Annotated in this window: 20 protein-coding genes; 16 read left to right on the top strand and 4 right to left on the bottom strand. The window is 62.2% G+C overall.

The features are described from left to right. Positions 1-85 precede the first annotated feature (85 nt). Positions 86-568 carry an SsrA-binding protein SmpB gene (gene smpB, locus NMG10_RS11060; protein ID WP_023629355.1) on the bottom strand — a complete coding sequence of 161 codons (483 nt, stop codon included), beginning with the start codon at positions 566-568 and terminating at the stop codon, positions 86-88. A gap of 161 nt (positions 569-729) precedes the next feature. On the opposite strand from smpB, the gene NMG10_RS11055 reads away from it, so the two are divergent. Next, positions 730-1,164 (top strand): type II toxin-antitoxin system RatA family toxin, encoded by a 435-nt coding sequence (locus tag NMG10_RS11055; protein ID WP_203648101.1) that lies wholly within the window; start codon positions 730-732, stop codon positions 1,162-1,164. Positions 1,165-1,249: 85 nt separating this feature from the next. On the opposite strand, the gene NMG10_RS11050 is transcribed toward NMG10_RS11055, so the two are convergent. After that, positions 1,250-1,768, bottom strand: coding sequence for an outer membrane protein assembly factor BamE (locus NMG10_RS11050; RefSeq protein WP_203648100.1), 519 nt, complete (start codon positions 1,766-1,768; stop codon positions 1,250-1,252). Positions 1,769-1,865: 97 nt separating this feature from the next. On the opposite strand from NMG10_RS11050, the gene fur reads away from it, so the two are divergent. Continuing rightward, the gene (fur, locus tag NMG10_RS11045; RefSeq protein ID WP_028691268.1) at positions 1,866-2,270 is read left to right on the top strand and encodes a ferric iron uptake transcriptional regulator; all 405 of its coding nucleotides are present in this window, start codon (positions 1,866-1,868) and stop codon (positions 2,268-2,270) included. Positions 2,271-2,503: 233 nt separating this feature from the next. Here the strand turns inward: fur and recN are convergent, their stop codons facing one another. Further along, entirely contained in the window at positions 2,504-4,177 is a 1,674-nt protein-coding gene (recN, locus tag NMG10_RS11040; protein WP_254464337.1) for a DNA repair protein RecN, read from the bottom strand. Positions 4,178-4,359: 182 nt separating this feature from the next. Here recN and grpE point away from each other — a divergent pair, with 182 nt between their 5' ends. The 8 genes from grpE to NMG10_RS11000 all read left to right on the top strand — a co-directional run bounded on the left by grpE (position 4,360) and on the right by NMG10_RS11000 (position 14,804). Continuing rightward, complete coding sequence (gene grpE / locus NMG10_RS11035) at positions 4,360-4,914, top strand: nucleotide exchange factor GrpE (protein ID WP_050706997.1); 555 nt, start codon at positions 4,360-4,362, stop codon at positions 4,912-4,914. Positions 4,915-5,015: 101 nt separating this feature from the next. Next, positions 5,016-6,941: a molecular chaperone DnaK gene (gene dnaK, locus NMG10_RS11030; protein ID WP_254464336.1), complete on the top strand. Its 1,926-nt coding sequence runs from the start codon at positions 5,016-5,018 to the stop codon at positions 6,939-6,941. Between the two features lie 211 nt (positions 6,942-7,152). Beyond that, a complete protein-coding gene (gene dnaJ, locus NMG10_RS11025; RefSeq protein WP_203648097.1) occupies positions 7,153-8,277 on the top strand; it encodes a molecular chaperone DnaJ in 1,125 nt (374 codons plus the stop codon). Positions 8,278-8,290: 13 nt separating this feature from the next. Further along, entirely contained in the window at positions 8,291-9,097 is an 807-nt protein-coding gene (gene dapB / locus NMG10_RS11020) for a 4-hydroxy-tetrahydrodipicolinate reductase (protein ID WP_203648096.1), read from the top strand. 346 nt (positions 9,098-9,443) lie between these two features. Beyond that, positions 9,444-10,580 carry a glutamine-hydrolyzing carbamoyl-phosphate synthase small subunit gene (carA, locus tag NMG10_RS11015; RefSeq protein WP_232856602.1) on the top strand — a complete coding sequence of 379 codons (1,137 nt, stop codon included), beginning with the start codon at positions 9,444-9,446 and terminating at the stop codon, positions 10,578-10,580. Positions 10,581-10,685: 105 nt separating this feature from the next. Then, on the top strand, positions 10,686-13,907 hold the full coding sequence (carB, locus tag NMG10_RS11010; protein ID WP_232856603.1) for a carbamoyl-phosphate synthase large subunit: 3,222 nt from the start codon (positions 10,686-10,688) through the stop codon (positions 13,905-13,907). Beyond that, positions 13,904-14,386 carry a transcription elongation factor GreA gene (gene greA / locus NMG10_RS11005; protein ID WP_011532131.1) on the top strand — a complete coding sequence of 161 codons (483 nt, stop codon included), beginning with the start codon at positions 13,904-13,906 and terminating at the stop codon, positions 14,384-14,386. The genes carB and greA overlap by 4 nt, the downstream gene beginning before the upstream one ends. After that, positions 14,364-14,804 (top strand): hypothetical protein, encoded by a 441-nt coding sequence (locus tag NMG10_RS11000; protein ID WP_011532132.1) that lies wholly within the window; start codon positions 14,364-14,366, stop codon positions 14,802-14,804. Before greA ends, NMG10_RS11000 begins: the two co-directional genes overlap by 23 nt. A 159-nt stretch (positions 14,805-14,963) precedes the next feature. Here NMG10_RS11000 and yhbY read toward each other — a convergent pair whose 3' ends face one another. Beyond that, on the bottom strand, positions 14,964-15,272 hold the full coding sequence (gene yhbY / locus NMG10_RS10995) for a ribosome assembly RNA-binding protein YhbY (protein WP_050706991.1): 309 nt from the start codon (positions 15,270-15,272) through the stop codon (positions 14,964-14,966). 102 nt (positions 15,273-15,374) lie between these two features. Between yhbY and rlmE the strand changes: the two genes are divergently transcribed. The 6 genes from rlmE (at position 15,375) to secG (ending at position 21,548) form a co-directional block, all read left to right on the top strand. Beyond that, positions 15,375-16,001 carry a 23S rRNA (uridine(2552)-2'-O)-methyltransferase RlmE gene (rlmE, locus tag NMG10_RS10990; protein ID WP_011532133.1) on the top strand — a complete coding sequence of 209 codons (627 nt, stop codon included), beginning with the start codon at positions 15,375-15,377 and terminating at the stop codon, positions 15,999-16,001. A gap of 203 nt (positions 16,002-16,204) precedes the next feature. After that, entirely contained in the window at positions 16,205-18,112 is a 1,908-nt protein-coding gene (gene ftsH / locus NMG10_RS10985) for an ATP-dependent zinc metalloprotease FtsH (protein WP_203648093.1), read from the top strand. Positions 18,113-18,120: 8 nt separating this feature from the next. Continuing rightward, a complete protein-coding gene (gene folP, locus NMG10_RS10980) occupies positions 18,121-18,972 on the top strand; it encodes a dihydropteroate synthase (RefSeq protein ID WP_203648092.1) in 852 nt (283 codons plus the stop codon). 16 nt (positions 18,973-18,988) lie between these two features. After that, the gene (gene glmM / locus NMG10_RS10975; protein ID WP_203648091.1) at positions 18,989-20,329 is read left to right on the top strand and encodes a phosphoglucosamine mutase; all 1,341 of its coding nucleotides are present in this window, start codon (positions 18,989-18,991) and stop codon (positions 20,327-20,329) included. A 66-nt stretch (positions 20,330-20,395) separates the two neighbouring features. Continuing rightward, positions 20,396-21,151: a triose-phosphate isomerase gene (tpiA, locus tag NMG10_RS10970; protein WP_203648090.1), complete on the top strand. Its 756-nt coding sequence runs from the start codon at positions 20,396-20,398 to the stop codon at positions 21,149-21,151. A gap of 4 nt (positions 21,152-21,155) precedes the next feature. Then, complete coding sequence (gene secG / locus NMG10_RS10965) at positions 21,156-21,548, top strand: preprotein translocase subunit SecG (protein WP_203648089.1); 393 nt, start codon at positions 21,156-21,158, stop codon at positions 21,546-21,548. Positions 21,549-21,563: the final 15 nt, after the last annotated feature.

Below are 21,563 nucleotides of genomic sequence, written 5' to 3'. Positions count from 1 at the left end.
TATGCGTCATACAGGTTGTAGGGGGCTGCTTCGCAGCCCTTTCGCGGCACGAGGCCGCTCCTACAGTGACCAAGCAGGGTAGGAGTTACTCTTCCTTGCCCTTGTTGCGCATCGTGCGCTGCAGCTCGCGGTTGGAGTCGCGCTCGCGCACGGTGTCGCGCTTGTCGAACTCCTTCTTGCCCTTGCCGAGCGCGATCTCGCACTTGATCAAGTGCTTGCTCCAGTACAGCGACATCGCCACGCAGGTGTAACCCTTCTGCGCCACGGCCGCTTCCAGGCGCTCCAGCTCGCGCTTGTTCAATAGCAGCTTGCGGGTACGGATCGGGTCGGCGATGACGTGGGTGCTGGCGGTGTTCAGCGGTGTGATGTGGCTGCCGAACAGCCAGGCTTCGCCATCCTTGAGCAGCACGTAGCTGTCGGTCAGGTGCGCCTTGCCGGCCCGCAGGCTCTTTACTTCCCAGCCGGACAGGACCAGCCCGGCCTCGAACTTGTGTTCGATGAAGTAATCGTGTCGCGCCTTCTTGTTCTGCGCGATGGTCCCGGTCGGATGTTTCTTTTGCTTAGCCATAGGGGCCGCATTATAGGGAGAGTCCGCGTCCTCGGCTACGGGGTTTAGGTGCGCTTGAGCCAGTTGTGTGAATCCCGGACAATACAGGCCTCGTTCTGCTGTGCAGAACCGTATTCGAGGCGCTGCGACGCGCCGCCGCCCAGATTGGAAGTGACGCCTGGATGACTACCCATATTCAACGCTCCGCCCTGCTGCCGTTCCCTGCCCAGGCGCTCTACGACCTGGTCAACGATGTGGCCAGCTACCCGGAGTTCTTGCCCTGGTGCTCGGCTTCCACCGTGCTCGAGGCCAGCGACACGCACATGCGCGCCAAGCTGGAAGTGGCCAAGGGCGGCATGAGCCAGCAGTTCACCACGCGCAATGTGCTGGTGCCGGGGCAGTCGATCGAAATGAACCTGGAAGATGGGCCGTTTACCCAGCTGCATGGCCTGTGGGTGTTCAAGCCGCTGGGCGAGAAGGCCTGCAAGATCAGCCTCGACCTGTCGTTCGACTACGCCGGCGCCCTGGTGCGGGCGACCCTGGGGCCGCTGTTCAATCAGGCGGCCAATACCATGGTTGATGCGTTTTGCCAGCGTGCCAAGCAGCTTAATGGCTGAGTAGTGCTGATGGCCTGATCCAAGGGCTTTTCGACAGTGCAATAAAAAGCCCGGACTGGATCCGGGCTTTTTAGTGTCGGCGCAATTACTGCGGCGAGGTTTCCAGCGGTGCTGGCGTCGGGACCGGGGTGGTCTCGATGTTGTCGATTTCTTTCTGCAGCGTGTCTTCCAGCGAGCCTGGCTTGGCCGGCTTCTCGGGCTGGCTCGGCTGTTTGTCCGGGCTGACCGTGGTGTCGCCGCTGCCGCCGAGGATTTCCTGGTCGCGGCTGACGCCCGGCATGAAGTCGCCGGAGAGGTTGACCAGTTGGTCGTTCTCGTTGAAGAAGATGCTCATGCGCTCTTGCTGGCGCTGGCCGCCGCCGGGCTGCAGGCTGTACAGGTAGTCCCAGCGGTTGGTGTGGAAAGTGTCCTGCAGCAGCGGGTTGCCCATGATAAACCTTACTTGTCGGCGGGTCATTCCCGGGCGCAATTGGTCTATCATATCCTGCGTGACGACATTGCCCTGCTGGATGTCGATTTTGTAAACCCCGGGAAACGAGCAACCGGCGAGTGCGAGCAGTCCCACTAGGGTGAGGCTGGTTAGCAAGAGCTTGGTGTTTTGCATCGGTGGGCGACTTCCACTATCTTGGCTGGACAACGTAAACCCCGATCATACCCGTATTAAGAGAAGCTGCGAAGCAGCATCGGCGAGAAAGCTGACCATGGTTGAAAATAGCGAATTGCGCAAAGCGGGCCTCAAGGTAACTCTGCCTCGAGTCAAGATTCTTCAGATGCTCGACTCGGCCGAGCAACGTCACATGAGTGCCGAGGATGTCTACAAGGCGCTGATGGAAGCTGGCGAGGATGTCGGCCTGGCGACCGTGTACCGCGTACTGACCCAATTCGAAGCGGCGGGCCTGGTGGAGCGCCACAACTTTGATGGCGGCCACGCGGTGTTCGAGCTGGCGGATGGCAAGCACCACGATCACATGGTCAACGTGGACAGCGGTGAAGTCATTGAATTCTTCGATGCCGAAATCGAGAAACGCCAGAAGGAGATCGTTGCCGAACATGGCTTCGAGCTGGTGGACCACAATCTGGTTCTGTATGTGCGTAAAAAGAAGTAACGATTCAGATCGTTATTGATGACAAAGGCGACCTTCGGGTCGCCTTTGTGCTTTGTGGGGGAAGCAATGCTATGGGGGGCACCGGCTCAAACCTTGCGCGATGCCTGTGGGAGCGGCCTTGCGTCGCGAAAGGGCCGCAAAGCGGCCCCGGCTACCTGTGCGTCAATACTGAACTGGGGCCGCTACGCGCCCCTTTCGCGGCACAAGGCCGCTCCTACAGGGACCGCGCAGGCTCAGGCCTTGCTGCTCACCACCATCTTGCGCGCATGGGCCAGCGATTCCTTGGTCAGGTCGATCCCGCCCAGCATTCGCGCCACTTCCTCGACCCGCTCGCGCTTGCCCAGGCTGGCCACGGCGGTGTGCGTGGTGTCGCTGTTGCGCACCTTGTGCACGAACAGGTGGTGATGGCCCTGCGCGGCCACCTGGGGCAGGTGGGTCACGGTCAGTACCTGGCCGCGCTCGCCGAGACGACGCAGCAGTTGGCCGACGATTTCCGCGGTCGGGCCGCCGATCCCCACGTCCACTTCGTCGAATACCAGGGTGGGAATGCGCGAGGTCTGCGCGGTGATCACCTGGATCGCCAGGCTGATACGCGACAGCTCGCCGCCCGAGGCGACCTTGGCCAGGCCCTTGAGTGGCTGGCCGGGGTTGGCGCTGACCAGTAGTTCGATCTGCTCCAGGCCATGGGGCGAGAGGTCGCCGTTGTCGAAGGGCGTGAGCTCGATGCAGAAACGTCCGCCGGGCATGCCCAGGCGCTGGATTTCCTGCTCGACGGCGGTGGCCAGCTGCTTGGCGGCCTGCTGGCGCAGCGCGCTCAGCTCGCCGGCCTTCTCTTTATAGTGCTGGGCGTAGGCGGCCAGCTCCTCGCCCAGGCGCTCGATCGACTCGTCGCTGGCGTTTAGCCCTTCCAGCTCCACCATCAGGCGCTGCTGCAGGTTCGGCAGCTCGGTGGGGTGTACGCGGTGCTTGCGGGCGAGGGTATAGATGGTGTCCAGGCGCTCTTCCAGGGCCTGCAGGCGCATCGGGTCGGCGTCGAAGTTGTCGAGGAACCGGTTGAGCTCGCCGACGGCTTCCTCCACCTGGATCTGCGCGCTGGCGATCAGGTTGACCGCCTCGCCCAGTGCCTTGGGGCCGTTGACGACCGCGGTGAGCCGGTTGAGGCTGACGGTCAGGGCGCTCAGCACGTTGCCCGAGTCGCTTTCGCTGCACTGGTCGATGACCTGGCGGCAGATGCCGAACAGCGCCTCGGCGTTGGTCAGGTTCTTGTGCTCCTGCTCCAGCTGTTCCAGTTCGTTCTCGCCAAGTCCGAGGTTGTCCAGCTCTTCCAGCTGATAGCTGAGCAGCTGTTGGCGCGCCCGTTGCTCATCGCCGGAATTGCTCAGGCGCTCCAGTTCCTGGCGCGTCTGGTTCCAGCGCTTGGCGGCCAGCTGGACCTGGCGGGCCAGGTCGCTGGCGCCGGCGTACTCGTCCACCAGGCGGCGGTGGGTGTCGGTCTTCAACAGCGACTGGTGTTCGTGCTGGCTGTGGATGTCGATCAGCAGCTCGCCCAGGGCCTTGAGGTCGCCCAGTGGGCAGGGGGTGCCGTTGATGTAGCCACGGCTGCGGCCCTCGGCGGTGATCACCCGGCGCAGGATGCACGGGCCGTCGCTATCCAGGTCGCGCTCGGCGAGCCAGGCGTGCGCCTCGGGGATGTCGACCAGGTCGAAGGTAGCAAGGATGTCGGCCTTGTCGGTGCCCGGGCGCACCACGCCGCTATCGGCGCGATCGCCCAGGGCCAGGCCGAGGGCGTCGAGCATGATCGACTTGCCGGCCCCGGTCTCGCCGGTGATGACGGACATGCCACGGGCGACCTCGAGGTCGAGGTGTTCGACGATGGCGTAGTTGTGAATGGACAGGTGCACCAGCATGGGGCGGCTCCCGAAGGGTCGTGTCTGGATATTTATACAGTGCTTTTCGCGAGTCTGCCAATAGCCGGTCGACGAATGTGGAAAAGCACCTTCCCCCTTGAACCTGGTTTTTCCGACCCCATATAGCCGGCAAGACATGGCGAGCCTGGCTCGCACGACAGAAATCGTGGAGGAGAAACCCAATGGCTGACGAACAGCTGGATGAGAAGAACCTGAATTCCGAAGAAGCAGGCGCCGCGAATGCCGATGCCCGCGTACTGGAGCTCGAGGAGCAGCTGGCCGCCGCCAAGGACCAGTCCCTGCGCGCTGCCGCCGACCTGCAGAACATCCGCCGCCGTGCCGAGCAGGATGTCGAGAAGGCCCACAAGTTCGCCCTGGAGAAGTTCGCCGGCGACCTGCTGCCGATCATCGACAGCCTGGAGCGTGGTCTGGAGCTGTCCAGCGCCGACGACGAAACCATCAAGCCTATGCGCGAAGGCATCGAGCTGACCCTGAAGATGTTCCAGGACACCCTCAAGCGCTACAACCTCGAGACCATCGAGCCGCACGGCCAGCCATTCAACGCCGAGCACCACCAGGCGATGGCCATGCAGGAAAGCGCCGATGTCGAGCCGAACAGCGTGCTGAACGTGTTCCAGAAGGGCTACCTGCTCAACGGTCGTCTGCTGCGCCCTGCCATGGTGGTGGTCAGCAAGGCGCCGAGCGCCCCGCAGCCTTCGATCAACGAAAAGGCTTGAAATCTTTCCGGACACCCCCATCTAGGTGTCAAGCCTTCAAGTATTAGTGCAGTTGGCCAAAGCAGTCGCTGCTACCAAATTCAAGTTTCGGGAGAATCAACATGGGTAAAATCATCGGTATCGACCTGGGGACCACCAACTCCTGCGTCTCCGTGCTGGAAAACGGCACCGCCAAGGTCATCGAGAACGCCGAAGGCGCGCGTACCACGCCTTCGATCATCGCCTACGCCAACGACGGCGAGATCCTGGTCGGCCAGTCGGCCAAGCGCCAGGCGGTCACCAACCCGCACAACACCCTGTTCGCGGTGAAGCGCCTGATCGGCCGCCGCTTCGAAGAAGATGTCGTGCAGAAAGACATCAAGCTGGTGCCTTACAAGATCGTCAAGGCCAACAACGGTGACGCCTGGGTCGAGGCCGCCGACAAGCAGATGGCTCCGCCGCAGATCAGCGCCGAAGTCCTGAAAAAGATGAAGAAGACCGCCGAAGACTACCTCGGCGAGCCGGTCACCGAAGCGGTCATCACCGTGCCGGCCTACTTCAACGACAGCCAGCGCCAGGCGACCAAGGACGCCGGCCGCATCGCTGGCCTGGACGTAAAACGTATCATCAACGAACCGACCGCCGCCGCGCTGGCCTACGGCATGGACAAGGGCAAGGGCGACCACACTGTCATCGTCTATGACCTGGGTGGTGGTACCTTCGACGTATCGGTCATCGAAATCGCCGAAGTCGACGGTGAGCACCAGTTCGAAGTACTGGCCACCAACGGCGACACCTTCCTGGGTGGCGAAGACTTCGACATGCGCCTGATCGACTACCTCGTCGACGAGTTCAAGAAAGAGTCCGGCATGGACCTGAAGAACGATCCCCTGGCCCTGCAGCGTCTGAAAGAAGCTGCTGAAAAAGCCAAGATCGAGCTGTCCTCCGCTCAGTCGACCGATGTCAACCTGCCGTACATCACTGCAGATGCCACCGGTCCCAAGCACCTGAACGTGAAGATCTCCCGCGCCAAGCTGGAGTCGCTGGTCGAAGACCTGGTCAACCGTACCATCGAGCCATGCCGCATCGCCCTGAAAGACGCCGGCATCGACGCCAGCAAGATCGACGACGTGATCCTGGTCGGCGGCCAGACCCGTATGCCGATGGTGCAGAAAGCCGTTGCCGACTTCTTCGGTAAAGAAGCTCGTAAAGACGTCAACCCGGACGAAGCCGTCGCCATGGGTGCTGCCATCCAGGGCGCCGTTCTGGCCGGTGACGTCAAGGACGTACTGCTGCTGGACGTCAGCCCGCTGACCCTGGGTATCGAAACCATGGGTGGCGTGATGACCGCGCTGATCGAGAAGAACACCACCATCCCGACCAAGAAGTCGCAGGTGTTCTCGACCGCCGACGACAATCAGGGCGCCGTGACCATCCACGTGCTGCAGGGTGAGCGCAAGCAAGCTTCGCAGAACAAGTCGCTGGGCAAGTTCGACCTGGCTGATATTCCGCCAGCACCGCGCGGCGTACCGCAGATCGAAGTGACCTTCGACATCGACGCCAACGGCATCCTGCACGTAGGTGCCAAGGACAAGGCTACTGGCAAGGCGCAGTCGATCGTGATCAAGGCCAACTCCGGCCTGTCCGACGAAGAAATCGAGAAAATGGTGCGTGATGCCGAGGCCAACGCCGAGGAAGACCGCAAGTTCGAAGAGCTGGCCGCCGCCCGTAACCAGGGTGACGCGCTGGTCCACTCGACCCGCAAGATGGTCACTGAAGCCGGTGACAAGGTCACCGCTGAAGAGAAGACCGCCATCGAGGCCGCCGTGGTCGCCCTGGAAGCCGCCGTCAAAGGCGACGACAAGGCCGTCATCGACGCCAAGGTCGAGGAGCTGTCCAAGGTCTCGGCGCCAGTCGCTCAGAAGATGTACGCCGAGCAGCAGGCCGAGCAACCGCAGGGCGGCGCCCAGCAGGCCGAGCCGGAAGCCAAGCACGATGACGTGGTTGACGCCGAGTTCGAAGAAGTGAAAGACAACAACAAGCAGTAATTCCTGCATGTTGTCGGCCGGTTCACCGTCGTTTGTCGGTGAACTGGTAGGATGTCGCCGCGCGGGAGCTTGCTCCCGCGTTGGCGTGTCTGGAACACGAGAATTATTTACGGCATCTGTCGCGGCGTATACGCCTATGACGACAGGTGCTGGTGGCATGGCGCACGATGCGCCGAGGTATGCCGAACGCCCCCAAGAGTGCATATGACCTATGGCAAAGCGTGATTTTTATGAGGTCCTGGGTGTCGAGCGTGGCGCCAGTGAAGGTGATCTCAAGAAGGCCTACCGCCGTCTGGCGATGAAGTACCACCCGGACCGCAACCCGGGCGACAAGGAATCGGAAGACCTGTTCAAGGAGGCCAACGAGGCCTACGAAGTGCTGTCCGATGCCAGCAAGCGCGCGGCATACGACCAGTATGGCCACGCCGGCGTCGACCCGAGCATGGGTGGCGGCGGTGCCGGTTTCGGTGGCGCCAACTTCTCCGACATCTTCGGTGATGTCTTCAGCGATTTCTTCGGCGGCGGCCGCGGTGGCGGTCGTGGCGGTGTCCAGCGCGGCAGCGACCTGCGCTACACCCTCGAGCTCAACCTCGAAGAGGCGGTGCGCGGTACCACGGTCAACATCCGTGTGCCTACGCTGGTCAACTGCAAGCCGTGCGACGGCTCTGGCGCCAAGAAGGGCTCGACGCCGTCGACCTGTCCGACCTGTGGCGGCATCGGCCAGGTGCGCATGCAGCAGGGCTTCTTCGCCGTGCAGCAGACCTGTCCGCGTTGCCACGGCCAGGGCAAGATCATCACCGACCCTTGCGGCTCGTGCCATGGCGAAGGCCGTGTCGAGGAATACAAGACGCTGTCGGTCAAGGTGCCGGCCGGTGTCGACACCGGTGATCGCATTCGCCTGTCTGGCGAAGGCGAGGCGGGCGCCCATGGCGGCCCTGCCGGTGACCTCTATGTGGTCGTCAATGTGCGCGAGCACCCGATCTTCCAGCGCGACGGCAAGCACCTCTACTGCGAAGTGCCGATCAGCTACACCGACGCCGCCCTGGGTGGCGAGCTGGAAGTGCCGACCCTCGACGGTCGCGTGAAGCTGAAGATTCCCGAAGGCACCCAGACCGGCAAGCAGTTCCGTCTGCGCGGCAAGGGTGTGGCGCCGGTGCGCGGTGGCGCGGCGGGCGACCTGCTGTGCCGCGTGGCGGTGGAGACACCGGTCAACCTCAGTCGTCGTCAGCGCGAGCTGCTCGAGGAGTTGCGTGATTCCCTTGAAGGTGACAGCTCCCATTCGCCCAAGGCCAGTGGCTGGTTCGAGGGCATGAAGCGCTTCTTCGGCGATCTCTGAGAAGGAACAGGCTATGCGACGTATTGCAGTGATGGGCGCCGCCGGGCGCATGGGCAAGGTGCTGGTCGAGGCCGTGCAGCAGCAGGCGCCGAAGGCCGGCCTGACCGCGGCCATCCATCGTCCGGACAGCTCCCTGGTCGGTGCCGACGCGGGCGAGCTGGCGGGCCTGGGGCGCATCGGCGTGACCATCTCTGACGACCTGGCCAAGGTCGTCGATGAGTTCGATGTGCTGATCGACTTCACCCATCCGTCGGTGACCCTGAAGAACCTGGCGTTCTGCCGCAAGGCGGGCAAGGCCATGGTCATCGGTACCACCGGCTTCAGCGCCGAGGAGAAGGCGTTGCTGGTCGAGGCAGGCAAGGAGATCCCGATCGTCTTCGCCGCCAACTTCAGCGTGGGCGTCAATCTCAGTCTCAAGTTGCTGGACATGGCGGCACGGGTGCTGGGTGATGACGTGGATATCGAGATCATCGAGGCCCACCATCGGCACAAGGTCGATGCGCCGTCGGGGACCGCGCTGCGCATGGGTGAAGTGGTTGCCAATGCGCTGGGGCGTGACCTGCGGGAAGTGGCGGTATATGGCCGTGAAGGCCAGACAGGCGCCCGTGACCGCAAGACCATCGGCTTCGCCACTGTGCGTGCCGGTGATGTGGTCGGTGATCACACCGTGCTGTTCGCCGCTGAAGGCGAGCGCCTGGAAATCACCCACAAGGCCTCGAGCCGCATGACCTTCGCCAAGGGTGCGGTGCGCGCGGCGCTGTGGCTGGATGGGCGTGAGCCTGCGCTGTATGACATGCAGGATGTGCTCGAGCTGCATTGACACCGTCCCCTGTAGGAGCGGCCTTGTGCCGCGAAAGGGGCGCGCAGCGGCCCCAGGATCTCTGAACCACTCAGAATTGCCGGGGCCGCTGCGCAGCCCTTTCGCGGCACAAGGCCGCTCCTACACGCTCGGGGCTGCTGCAATGTCCCCTCTGTCGCAATCCTGCGTTTTAGAGACACATTCCCGGTAGACCCAAAACGCATTTTTCTGTAAGCTACAGCTTTAGTGTGTCCACTAAAAGCGCGCAGACTAATTCAGCATAAAAGCGGGGTGACGTGTCCATACGTCATTCCGCTTTTTTGCAACCTGCGATCGCCCTTTCAGGCTTGATTTACGGGAGGTCTTCTTGACTAAGCCAGCCATACTCGCCCTTGCCGATGGCAGCATTTTTCGCGGTGAAGCCATTGGAGCCGACGGTCAGACCGTTGGTGAGGTCGTGTTCAATACTGCAATGACCGGCTACCAGGAAATCCTCACAGACCCTTCCTACGCCCAGCAAATCGTTACCCTGACTTACCCGCACATCGGCAACACCGGCACCACCGCCGAAGACGCCGAATCGAATCGCGTCTGGTCCGCGGGCCTGGTGATTCGCGATCTGCCGCTGCTGGCCAGCAACTGGCGCAACACCCAGTCCCTGCCTGAATACCTGAAAGCCAACAACGTCGTCGCCATTGCCGGTATCGACACCCGTCGCCTGACCCGCATCCTGCGTGAGAAAGGCGCCCAGAACGGCTGCATCCTGGCTGGCGACAACATCAGCGAAGAAGCCGCCATCGCCGCTGCCCGCGCCTTCCCGGGCCTGAAGGGCATGGACCTGGCCAAGGTGGTCTCGACCAAGGAGCGCTACGAGTGGCGCTCCAGCGTCTGGGAGCTGAAGACCGACAGCCACCCGACCATTGACGCCGCCGACCTGCCGTACCACGTCGTCGCCTTCGACTACGGCGTCAAGCTGAACATCCTGCGCATGCTGGTCGCCCGTGGCTGCCGCGTCACCGTGGTGCCCGCCCAGACCCCGGCCAGCGAAGTCCTGGCGCTCAATCCTGATGGCGTGTTCCTGTCCAACGGCCCTGGCGATCCCGAGCCGTGCGACTACGCGATCCAGGCGATCAAGGAAATCCTCGAGACCGAGATCCCGGTGTTCGGTATCTGCCTGGGCCACCAGCTGCTGGCCCTGGCCTCCGGCGCCAAGACCGTGAAGATGGGCCACGGCCACCACGGTGCCAACCACCCGGTCCAGGACCTGGACACCGGCGTGGTCATGATCACCAGCCAGAACCACGGTTTCGCCGTCGACGAAGCCACCCTGCCGGGCAACGTGCGCGCCATCCACAAGTCGCTGTTCGACGGTACCCTGCAGGGTATCGAGCGTACCGACAAGAGCGCGTTCAGCTTCCAGGGTCACCCTGAAGCGAGCCCAGGCCCGACCGACGTCGCGCCACTGTTCGATCGTTTCACCGATGCCATGGCCAAGCGCCGCTGAGCATCCTGCTTCAAGGCCCCGGGCCGGCTCGCGCCGCGCCCGGAAGCGCCTGACCCAGATTGTTCAAAGCGGCTTGCCGACTGACCCCGGATTTGAGTGACAACCATGCCAAAACGTACAGACATCAAAAGCATCCTGATTCTCGGCGCTGGCCCGATCGTGATCGGCCAGGCCTGCGAATTCGACTACTCCGGCGCCCAGGCCTGCAAAGCCCTGCGCGAGGAAGGTTTTCGCGTCATCCTGGTGAACTCCAACCCGGCCACCATCATGACCGATCCGGCCATGGCCGACGCCACCTACATCGAGCCGATCAAATGGCAGTCGGTGGCCAAGATCATCGAGAAAGAGCGCCCGGACGCAGTGCTGCCGACCATGGGTGGCCAGACCGCACTGAACTGCGCCCTGGACCTGGAGCGTCACGGCGTCCTGGAAAAGTTCGGCGTCGAGATGATCGGTGCCAACGCCGACACCATCGACAAGGCCGAAGACCGTTCGCGCTTCGACAAGGCGATGAAGGACATCGGCCTGGAGTGCCCGCGCTCCGGTATCGCCCACAGCATGGAAGAGGCCAATGCGGTTCTCGAGAAGCTCGGCTTCCCATGCATCATCCGTCCGTCGTTCACCATGGGCGGCACTGGCGGTGGTATCGCCTACAACCGTGAAGAGTTCGAAGAAATCTGCACCCGTGGTCTGGACCTGTCGCCAACCAAGGAACTGCTGATCGACGAATCGCTGATCGGCTGGAAGGAATACGAGATGGAGGTGGTCCGCGACAAGAAGGACAACTGCATCATCGTCTGCTCGATCGAGAACTTCGACCCGATGGGCGTGCACACCGGTGACTCGATCACCGTTGCCCCGGCACAGACCCTGACCGACAAGGAATACCAGATCATGCGCAACGCCTCGCTGGCGGTGCTGCGTGAAATCGGTGTCGAGACCGGCGGTTCCAACGTGCAGTTCGGTATCTGCCCGAATACCGGCCGCATGGTCGTGATCGAGATGAACCCGCGCGTTTCGCGTTCCTCGGCCCTGGCATCGAAAGCTACCGGTTTCCCGATCGCCAAGATCGCTGCCAAGCTGGCCATCGGTTACACCCTCGACGAGCTGCAGAACGACATCACCGGCGGCCGTACCCCAGCGTCCTTCGAGCCGTCGATCGACTACGTCGTCACCAAGCTGCCGCGCTTCGCCTTCGAGAAATTCCCGAAAGCCGACGCCCGCCTGACCACCCAGATGAAATCCGTGGGTGAAGTCATGGCCATCGGCCGCACCTTCCAGGAGTCCCTGCAGAAAGCCCTGCGCGGCCTGGAAGTCGGCGCCTGCGGCCTCGACCCGAAAGTCGACCTGGCCAGCCCTGAGGCTGCCGGCATCCTCAAGCGCGAGCTGACCGTGCCAGGCGCCGAGCGCATCTGGTACGTTGCCGACGCCATGCGTTCGGGCATGACCATCGAGGAAATCTTTGCCCTGACCGGCATCGACCTGTGGTTCCTGGTGCAGATGGAAGACCTGATCAAGGAAGAAGAGAAGGTCAAGACCCTGGCCCTGTCGTCGATCGACAAGGACTACATGCTGCGCCTCAAGCGCAAGGGCTTCTCGGACCAGCGCCTGGCCAAGCTGCTCGGCATCACCGACAAGAACCTGCGCCGTCACCGCCACAAGCTGGAAGTGTTCCCGGTGTACAAGCGCGTCGACACCTGCGCCGCCGAGTTCGCCACCGACACCGCCTACCTGTACTCGACCTATGAGGAAGAGTGCGAGGCCAACCCGTCGACCCGCGACAAGATCATGATCCTGGGTGGCGGCCCGAACCGTATCGGCCAAGGCATCGAGTTCGACTATTGCTGCGTGCACGCCGCACTGGCGCTGCGTGAAGACGGTTACGAGACCATCATGGTCAACTGCAACCCGGAAACCGTCTCCACCGACTACGACACCTCCGACCGTCTGTACTTCGAGCCGCTGACCCTGGAAGACGTGCTGGAAGTCTGCCGCGTCGAGAAGCCGAAGGGCGTCATCGTCCACTACGGCGGCCAGACCCCGCTGAAACTGGCCCGTGCCCTGGAAGAAGCCGGCGTACCGATCATCGGTACCAGCCCGGACGCCATCGACCGCGCCGAAGACCGTGAGCGCTTCCAGCAGATGGTCCAGCGCCTGAACCTGCTGCAGCCGCCAAACGCTACCGTTCGCAGCGAAGACGAAGCCATCGCTGCCGCTGGCAAGATCGGCTACCCGCTGGTGGTTCGTCCGTCCTACGTGCTGGGCGGCCGCGCCATGGAGATCGTCTACGAGCTGGACGAGCTCAAGCGCTACCTGCGCGAAGCGGTCCAGGTGTCCAACGACAGCCCGGTGCTGCTCGACCACTTCCTCAACTGCGCCATCGAAATGGACGTGGATGCGGTCTGCGACGGCACCGACGTGGTGATTGGCGCGATCATGCAGCACATCGAGCAGGCCGGTGTTCACTCCGGTGACTCGGCGTGCTCGCTGCCACCTTACTCGCTGAGCAAGGAAGTGCAGGACGAAGTCCGCGTCCAGGTCAAGAAAATGGCCCTGGAGCTGGGCGTGGTCGGCCTGATGAACGTGCAGCTGGCCCTGCAGGGCGACAAGATCTACGTGATCGAGGTCAACCCGCGCGCCTCGCGTACCGTGCCGTTCGTCTCCAAGTGCATCGGCACTTCCCTGGCGATGATCGCGGCCCGTGTCATGGCCGGTAAAACCCTGAAGGAGCTGGGCTTCACCGAGGAAATCATCCCGAACTTCTACAGCGTCAAGGAAGCCGTCTTCCCGTTCGCCAAGTTCCCGGGGGTTGACCCGATCCTCGGCCCTGAGATGAAATCGACTGGTGAAGTCATGGGTGTCGGCGACAGCTTCGGCGAAGCCTTCGCCAAGGCCCAGATGGGTGCCAGCGAAGTGCTGCCGACCGGCGGTACCGCGTTCATCAGCGTGCGTGACGACGACAAGCCGCAGGTGGCAGGCGTCGCCCGCGACCTGATCGCCCTGGGCTTCGAAGTGGTCGCCACTGTCGGCACCGCCAAGGTGATCGAGGCGGCTGGCCTGAAAGTGCGTCGCGTGAACAAGGTGACCGAGGGTCGTCCGCACGTGGTCGACATGATCAAGAACGACGAAGTGTCGCTGATCATCAACACCACCGAAGGCCGTCAGTCGATCGCCGACTCCTACTCGATTCGTCGCAATGCGTTGCAGCACAAGATCTACTGCACCACCACCATTGCGGCCGGTGAAGCCATCTGCGAGGCGCTGAAATTCGGTCCGGAAAAGACCGTTCGTCGCCTGCAGGATCTGCATGCAGGACTTAAAGCATGAGCATTACCAAGTACCCGATGACCGTCCAGGGCGCTCGCGCCCTGGAGGAAGAGCATCTGTTCCTGAGCAAGACCGAGCGTCCGCGCCTGAGCCAGGCGATCGGCGAGGCCCGCGAGCTGGGCGACCTCAAGGAAAACGCCGAGTATCACGCCGCCCGCGAGGAGCAGGGCATGGTCGAGGCGCGTATCCGCGATATCGAAGGCCGTCTGCAGAACTCGGTGGTGATCGACGTCACCACCATCGCCCACACCGGCAAGGTGATCTTCGGTACCACCGTGGTGCTGGCGAACACCGAGACCGATGAAGAGGTGACCTACCAGATCGTCGGCGAGGACGAAGCCGACGTGAAGCAGGGCAAGCTCTCCAGCGGTGCGCCGATCGCCCGTGCCATCATCGGCAAGGAAGAAGGTGATACTGTCGTCGTCAAGACGCCAAGCGGCACGGTCGAGTACGAGATTGTCGAAGTCAAGCACATCTGACCGGCGCTTGCGGGCGCCATCCCTCGAGGGGATCCTCTGGCAGCTGGCCCAGGTGTTCTGGGTCGGCGGCCTGTGGGTGTTCCACGTGGGGCTGGTGCCTGCGCTCAAGGTCAGCGGCCTGGCGCCGTTGCTGGTGCACGACGTGGCTGCGCAGATCGACCGCTGGTTGATTGGTGTGGCCATGCTCGGGTTGTTGACCCAGTTGGCGGTGCTGGCGAGGGTGGATGGCCTGGCGGCCTGGTGGCGGCAATTCCGCGGTCAGATGCTGCTGCTCGGCTTCGGCGCCTGCGTCAGCTACTACACGCTGCGCTACGGGATTTCCGTGGGCGAGCGTTGGCAGATGTTCTGCTTCCTGGTGCTGGGCTTCTCCGGCATCGTGCTGGTGGCCCAGCCGGTCCCGGTCAGGGCACGGCGGTAGCCGAAGTGTGACGCGGCCTTTGTAGGAGCGGCCTTGTGCCGCGAAAGGGCCGCAAAGCGGCCCCAGTATTATCTGCAACGAAGCTGATACCTGGGGCCGCTTCGCAGCCCTTTCGCGGCACAAGGCCGCTCCTACATGGGTATTGCGCTGTCCTGGGCGTTACTTGTAACGGTGAATGTTGGACAGCTGCTTGTTCGGCTGTGGGTTCTTGCGGTAGATCAGCGCTTTCTTGCCGATGGTCTGCACCAGTTCGGCGCGGCCGGCCTTGCACAGTGCGGCGATGGTCTCGGCGCGTTCCTCGCGATCTTCCGAGCGAATCTCGACCTTGATCAGCTCGTGATCGACCAGGGCGCGTTCCAGTTCGGCGATCACCCCTTCATTCAAACCGTTGCCAGCAACGATCAGGACCGGCTTCAGGTCATGACCAATGGACTTGTATTGCTTCTTCTGCTCGTTATTGAGCGGCATAATCTGACCCTTTTCGTCTGATTCTGTAAAATTGACGGGCATTTTACCCGAGGGCCCCTGGCTCCGCCCAGTCAAACACGACGCATATCATCGAGGTGCCCCGTGGTACAACGTTCCAAAAGCAGCGCAAACTGGCTGCGAGAGCATTTCAACGATCCTTTTGTGAAACAGGCGCAGAAGGATGGCTACCGCTCGCGTGCGAGCTACAAACTGCTGGAGATCCAGGAAAAAGACCGCCTGATCCGCCCCGGCATGAGCGTGATCGACCTCGGCGCAGCACCCGGTGGCTGGTCGCAGGTGACCAGTCGTCTGATTGGTGGCCAAGGGCGGTTGATCGCCTCGGACATCCTGGAAATGGACTCGATCCCGGACGTTACCTTCATCCAGGGCGACTTTACCCAGGACGAAGTGCTGCAGCAGATCCTGCAGGCGGTCGGTGATTCGCATGTAGACCTTGTGATTTCCGATATGGCCCCCAATATGAGTGGTACGCCCGCGGTGGACATGCCGCGCGCCATGTTCCTCTGCGAACTGGCCCTGGATCTGGCGACCCGCGTGCTCAAGCCCGGCGGGGATTTCCTGATCAAGATCTTCCAGGGCGAGGGTTTCGACATGTACCTGAAGGACGTGCGCAGCAAGTTCGACAAGGTGCAGATGCGCAAGCCGTCGTCCTCGCGGGATCGCTCCCGCGAACAGTACCTACTGGGCAAGGGTTTCAAGGGCGCATGAAAGGCGTGTTGCGGGGTTGCCGATAGTTATTTCCAATCGGCGGCCCCGTCTGGATCGTCCGAACTTCGTGTAGTCTAGCTTTCACAAAGGGTTACAGACGGTGCCTGCGGATGCGTGGGTAATGTAGTAAGTTAGGGCGATGAATATCATGCGAGGCACGGCTGCGTCGTGCGCCGGCCTCAGAGGGTAGCGAATTGAACGACATGGCAAAGAATCTGATCCTCTGGTTGATCATCGCCGCCGTCCTGGTGACGGTGATGAACAACTTCTCGAGCCCTAACGAGCCGCAGACCCTCAACTATTCCGACTTCATCCAGCAGGTCAAGGATGGCAAGGTCGAGCGCGTGACCGTCGACGGCTACATCATTACCGGCAAGCGCACTGACGGCGACAACTTCAAGACCGTCCGCCCAGCCATCACGGATAACGGCCTGATCGGCGACCTGGTGGACAACCACGTCACCGTCGAAGGCAAGCAGCCTGAGCAGCAGAGCATCTGGACCCAGTTGCTGGTGGCGAGCTTCCCGATCCTGGTGATCATCGCCGTGTTCATGTTCTTCATGCGCCAGATGCAGGGCGGCGCTGGTGGCAAGGGCGGGCCGATGAGCTTCGGCAAGAGCAAGGCGCGCCTGTTGTCCGAAGACCAGGTGAAAACCACCCTGGCTGACGTCGCGGGTTGCGACGAGGCCAAGGAAGAGGTTGGCGAGCTGGTCGAGTTCCTGCGCGACCCGGGCAAGTTCCAGCGCCTGGGCGGCCGCATCCCTCGCGGCGTGCTGATGGTCGGTCCGCCCGGTACTGGTAAGACCCTGCTGGCCAAGGCCATTGCCGGTGAGGCCAAGGTACCGTTCTTCACCATTTCCGGTTCCGACTTCGTCGAGATGTTCGTCGGCGTGGGTGCCAGCCGTGTTCGCGACATGTTCGAGCAGGCCAAGAAGCACGCGCCGTGCATCATCTTCATTGACGAGATCGACGCCGTCGGTCGCCACCGTGGCGCCGGCATGGGCGGCGGTCACGACGAGCGCGAACAGACCCTGAACCAGTTGCTGGTCGAGATGGACGGCTTCGAAATGAACGATGGCATCATCGTCATCGCCGCGACCAACCGTCCCGACGTGCTCGACCCGGCGCTGCTGCGTCCCGGTCGCTTCGATCGCCAGGTGGTGGTCGGCCTGCCGGACATCCGCGGTCGCGAACAGATCCTCAAGGTGCACATGCGCAAGGTGCCGATCGGCGAGAACGTCAACGCGGCGGTCATCGCCCGTGGTACGCCAGGCTTCTCCGGTGCCGACCTGGCCAACCTGGTCAACGAGGCGTCGTTGTTCGCCGCGCGGTCCAGCAAGCGCGTGGTCGAAATGAAGGAATTCGAACTGGCCAAAGACAAGATCATGATGGGCGCCGAGCGCAAGACCATGGTCATGTCCGAGAAAGAGAAGCAGAACACCGCGTACCACGAGGCGGGCCACGCCATCGTCGGTCGCGTCGTTCCCGAGCACGACCCGGTCTACAAGGTGTCGATCATTCCCCGTGGCCGTGCCCTGGGCGTGACCATGTTCCTGCCGGAAGAGGATCGCTACAGCCTGTCCAAGCGCGCGCTGATCAGCCAGATCTGCTCGCTGTACGGTGGCCGTATCGCCGAAGAGATGACCCTGGGCTTCGACGGTGTCACCACCGGGGCCTCCAACGACATCATGCGCGCCAGCCAGATCGCCCGGAACATGGTCACCAAGTGGGGCCTGTCCGAGAAACTCGGCCCGCTGATGTACGCCGAAGAAGAGGGCGAGGTGTTCCTCGGTCGCAGCGCGGGGAGCCAGCATGCCAGCGTCTCGGGCGAGACTGCCAAGATGATCGACTCCGAGGTGCGCAGCATCATCGATCAGTGCTACGCCACGGCCAAGCAGATCCTCACCGACAACCGTGACAAGCTCGACGCCATGGCCGAGGCCTTGATGAAGTACGAAACCATCGATGCCGACCAGATCGACGACATCATGGCAGGTCGTACCCCGCGCGAGCCGCGTGACTGGGACAATGATTCCGGTACCTCCGGCAACCAGGCTTCCCAGGATGATCGTCCGGAGTCGCCGATCGGCGGTCCAGCGGCTCAACACTAAGGGTATCTATGAGCTTGACGCAGTACCCGACCCGGTTGCCTTGCGGCAACCGGGTTCTTGATTTGTCCCGTACCCATGTCATGGGTATCCTCAACGTCACCCCAGACTCGTTCTCCGATGGTGGGCGCTTCAGCCAGCGCGATGTGGCCTTGCGCCATGCCGAGGAGATGGTAGCGGCCGGTGCGACCCTGATCGACGTAGGTGGCGAGTCCACCCGTCCGGGGGCGCGTGCGGTATCGCCCATCGAGGAGCTGGAGCGTGTAGCGCCGATCGTCGAAGCGATCAGCAGTCGGCTCGATGTGATCATCTCGGTCGACACCTCCACGCCTTCGGTCATGCGCGAGACGGCCCGCCTTGGTGCGGGGCTGATCAACGATGTGCGCGCCCTGGAGCGCGATGGCGCCCTCGATGCGGCGGCCGATACCGGCCTGCCGGTGTGCCTGATGCACATGCGTGGCGAGCCGGGCACCATGCAGGACAATCCGCAGTACGAGGATGTGACAGCCGATGTAACGCGCTATCTTGAACAGCGTATGGCCGCCTGCGCGGCGGCCGGCATCGGGGCTGAGCGCATCATCCTCGACCCAGGGTTCGGCTTTGCCAAGACCCTTGAGCATAACCTCAGCCTTTTCAAACACATGGAAGCGCTCTATCGCCTGGGGCGGCCACTCTTGGTGGGTGTCTCGCGCAAGAGCATGATCGGCCTCGCGCTGGACCGTCCGGTCGGCGAGCGGCTCTACGGCAGTCTGGCCCTGGCCGCCCTGGCCATGACCAAGGGCGCGAGTATTCTGCGGGTACACGATGTCGCCGAAACCGTCGATGTCGTGCGCATGATCGCCGCGGTCCAGAACGCCGAATAAGAACATTGGAGTCACTATGAGCAGAAAATACTTTGGTACCGATGGTATCCGTGGTCGCGTAGGCCAATTCCCGATCACCCCGGACTTCATGCTGAAACTCGGCTGGGCCGCCGGCATGGCCTTCCGCAAGCAGGGCACCTGCCGCGTATTGGTGGGCAAGGACACGCGGATCTCCGGCTACATGTTCGAATCCGCGCTCGAGGCAGGCCTGTCCGCGGCCGGTGCCGACGTGATGCTGCTCGGCCCGATGCCGACGCCGGCCATCGCCTACCTGACCCGCACCTTCCATGCCGAGGCCGGTATCGTCATCAGCGCCTCGCACAACCCCCATGACGACAATGGCATCAAGTTCTTCTCCGGTGCTGGCACCAAGCTGCCGGACGAAGTCGAGCTGATGATCGAGGAGCTGCTCGACCAGCCGATGAATGTCGTCGAGTCCAGCAAGCTGGGCAAGGTCTCGCGCATCAATGACGCGGCGGGGCGCTACATCGAGTTCTGCAAGAGCAGCGTGCCCAGCAGCACCAGCTTCGAAGGCCTGAAGATCGTCGTGGACTGCGCCCATGGCGCCACCTACAAGGTCGCGCCGAGCGTGTTCCGTGAGTTGGGTGCCGATGTCACCGTGCTGCACGCCGCCCCGGATGGTCTGAACATCAACGAGGGCTGCGGTTCGACCCATATCGAATCGCTGCAGGCGGCGGTCCTGGTCGGCCATGCGGATCTCGGCATCGCCTTCGACGGCGACGGCGACCGCGTGCTGATGGTCGATCACACCGGTGCCATCGTCGACGGGGACGAGCTGCTGTTCATCATCGGTCGCGACATGCAGGAGCGTGGCAAGCTGCAGGGCGGCGTGGTCGGTACCTTGATGAGCAACCTGGGCCTGGAGCTGGCGTTCAAGGAACTGGATATCCCGTTCGTGCGGGCCAAGGTGGGCGATCGCTATGTCATGGCCGAACTGCTTGAGCGCGAATGGCTGCTGGGTGGTGAAAATTCCGGTCATGTCGTTTGTGGCAGTCACACCACCACTGGTGATGCGATCATCGCCGCGCTGCAGGTGCTGATGGCGCTCAAACGCCGTGGCGAAAACCTCGCCCAGGCCCGCCAGGCCGTGCGCAAATGCCCGCAGGTGCTGATCAACGTGCGCTTCGCGGCCGGCAAGAACGACCCGCTGGAGAACCCCCTGGTCAAGGAAGCCAGCGCCAAGGCCACCGAGGCGATGGCCGGTCGTGGGCGGGTGCTGTTGCGCAAGTCCGGTACCGAGCCGCTGGTGCGGGTGATGGTCGAAGGCGATGATGAAAACCAGGTGCGTGGCCATGCCGAAGCTCTGGCCAAGCTGGTCGAAGAAGTTTGTGCCTGAAAGAGGCTTGCCAGCGCAGATCTGGTTGGGTAAGATCTGCGCCCACTTTGACCGACGAGGTAAAGCATGCGTCGCCCCATGGTAGCTGGTAACTGGAAGATGCACGGTACCCGCGCCAGCGTCGTAGAGCTGACCCAGGGCTTGGGCAAATTGTCCCTGCCGAGCGGAGTGGAAGTCGCGGTGTTTCCACCATCCCTGTTCATCAATCAAGTGATTGATGGCTTGGAAGGTAAGGGAATCAACGTAGGCGCACAGAATTCTGCAGTACAGCCTGAACAAGGCGCTCTGACCGGCGAAGTTGCTCCGAGTCAGTTGGCTGAAGTCGGTTGCAAATATGTCTTGATTGGGCATTCCGAACGTCGCCAGATTATTGGTGAAAAAGACGAAGTGCTGAATCAAAAGTTTGCAGCCGCACAGAAAAGTGGTTTGACGCCAGTGCTGTGTATAGGGGAAACTCTTGCAGAGCGTGAGGCAGGCGAGACGCTCGAAGTTGTAGGGCGTCAACTAAGCAGTGTTATCGACGCGTTCGGTATCAAGGCTTTCGCCAATGCGGTTATTGCCTATGAGCCTGTTTGGGCCATTGGTACTGGTTTGACGGCCTCGCCACAGCAAGCCCAGGATGTGCATGCAGCCATCCGCAAGCAGTTGGCGGCGAAGGACGCCGAAGTTGCCGAAAAAGTGCAACTTCTCTACGGCGGCAGCGTGAAGGCGGCCAATGCGGCTGAACTGTTCGGCATGCCGGATATCGATGGGGGGCTCATTGGTGGAGCGTCCCTGAACGCAGACGAATTCGGTGCAATTTGTCGCGCCGCAGGAAACTGAACAAATGCTGGAAACAGTCGTAGTTGTTTTTCATCTGTTGGCAGCGTTGGCACTGGTTGTAATGGTGCTGCTGCAACAGGGTAAAGGTGCGGAAGCCGGTGCATCTTTCGGCGCAGGTGCTTCAAATACTGTGTTCGGAAGCCAAGGTTCCGCTACCTTTTTGAGTAAAGTTACTGCTATACTTGCTGCCACTTTCTTTTTGACTGCACTTGGGTTAGGATACTTCGCCAAGCAGCAGGCTCACCAGCTGACTCAAGTTGGTCTGCCAGATCCAGCAGTGCTGGAAGTCAAAGAGCCAAAGCCGGCAGTCAATGATGATGTACCGGTGCTCCAGCAGCAGAAGAGTGAAACCACCAATACTGGTGACGTACCTCCTCCAGCCAAAGAGCAGCAGTAACGGGTTTCAAGTAGT

Origin of the sequence: Pseudomonas sp. DVZ6, assembly GCF_024259445.1 — a bacterium.
GTDB classification, from domain to species: Bacteria; Pseudomonadota; Gammaproteobacteria; order Pseudomonadales; family Pseudomonadaceae; genus Aquipseudomonas; species Aquipseudomonas peradeniyensis.
Note: the sequence above shows the minus strand (reverse complement) of the source record. Positions and strands in the feature narration are given on the sequence as shown.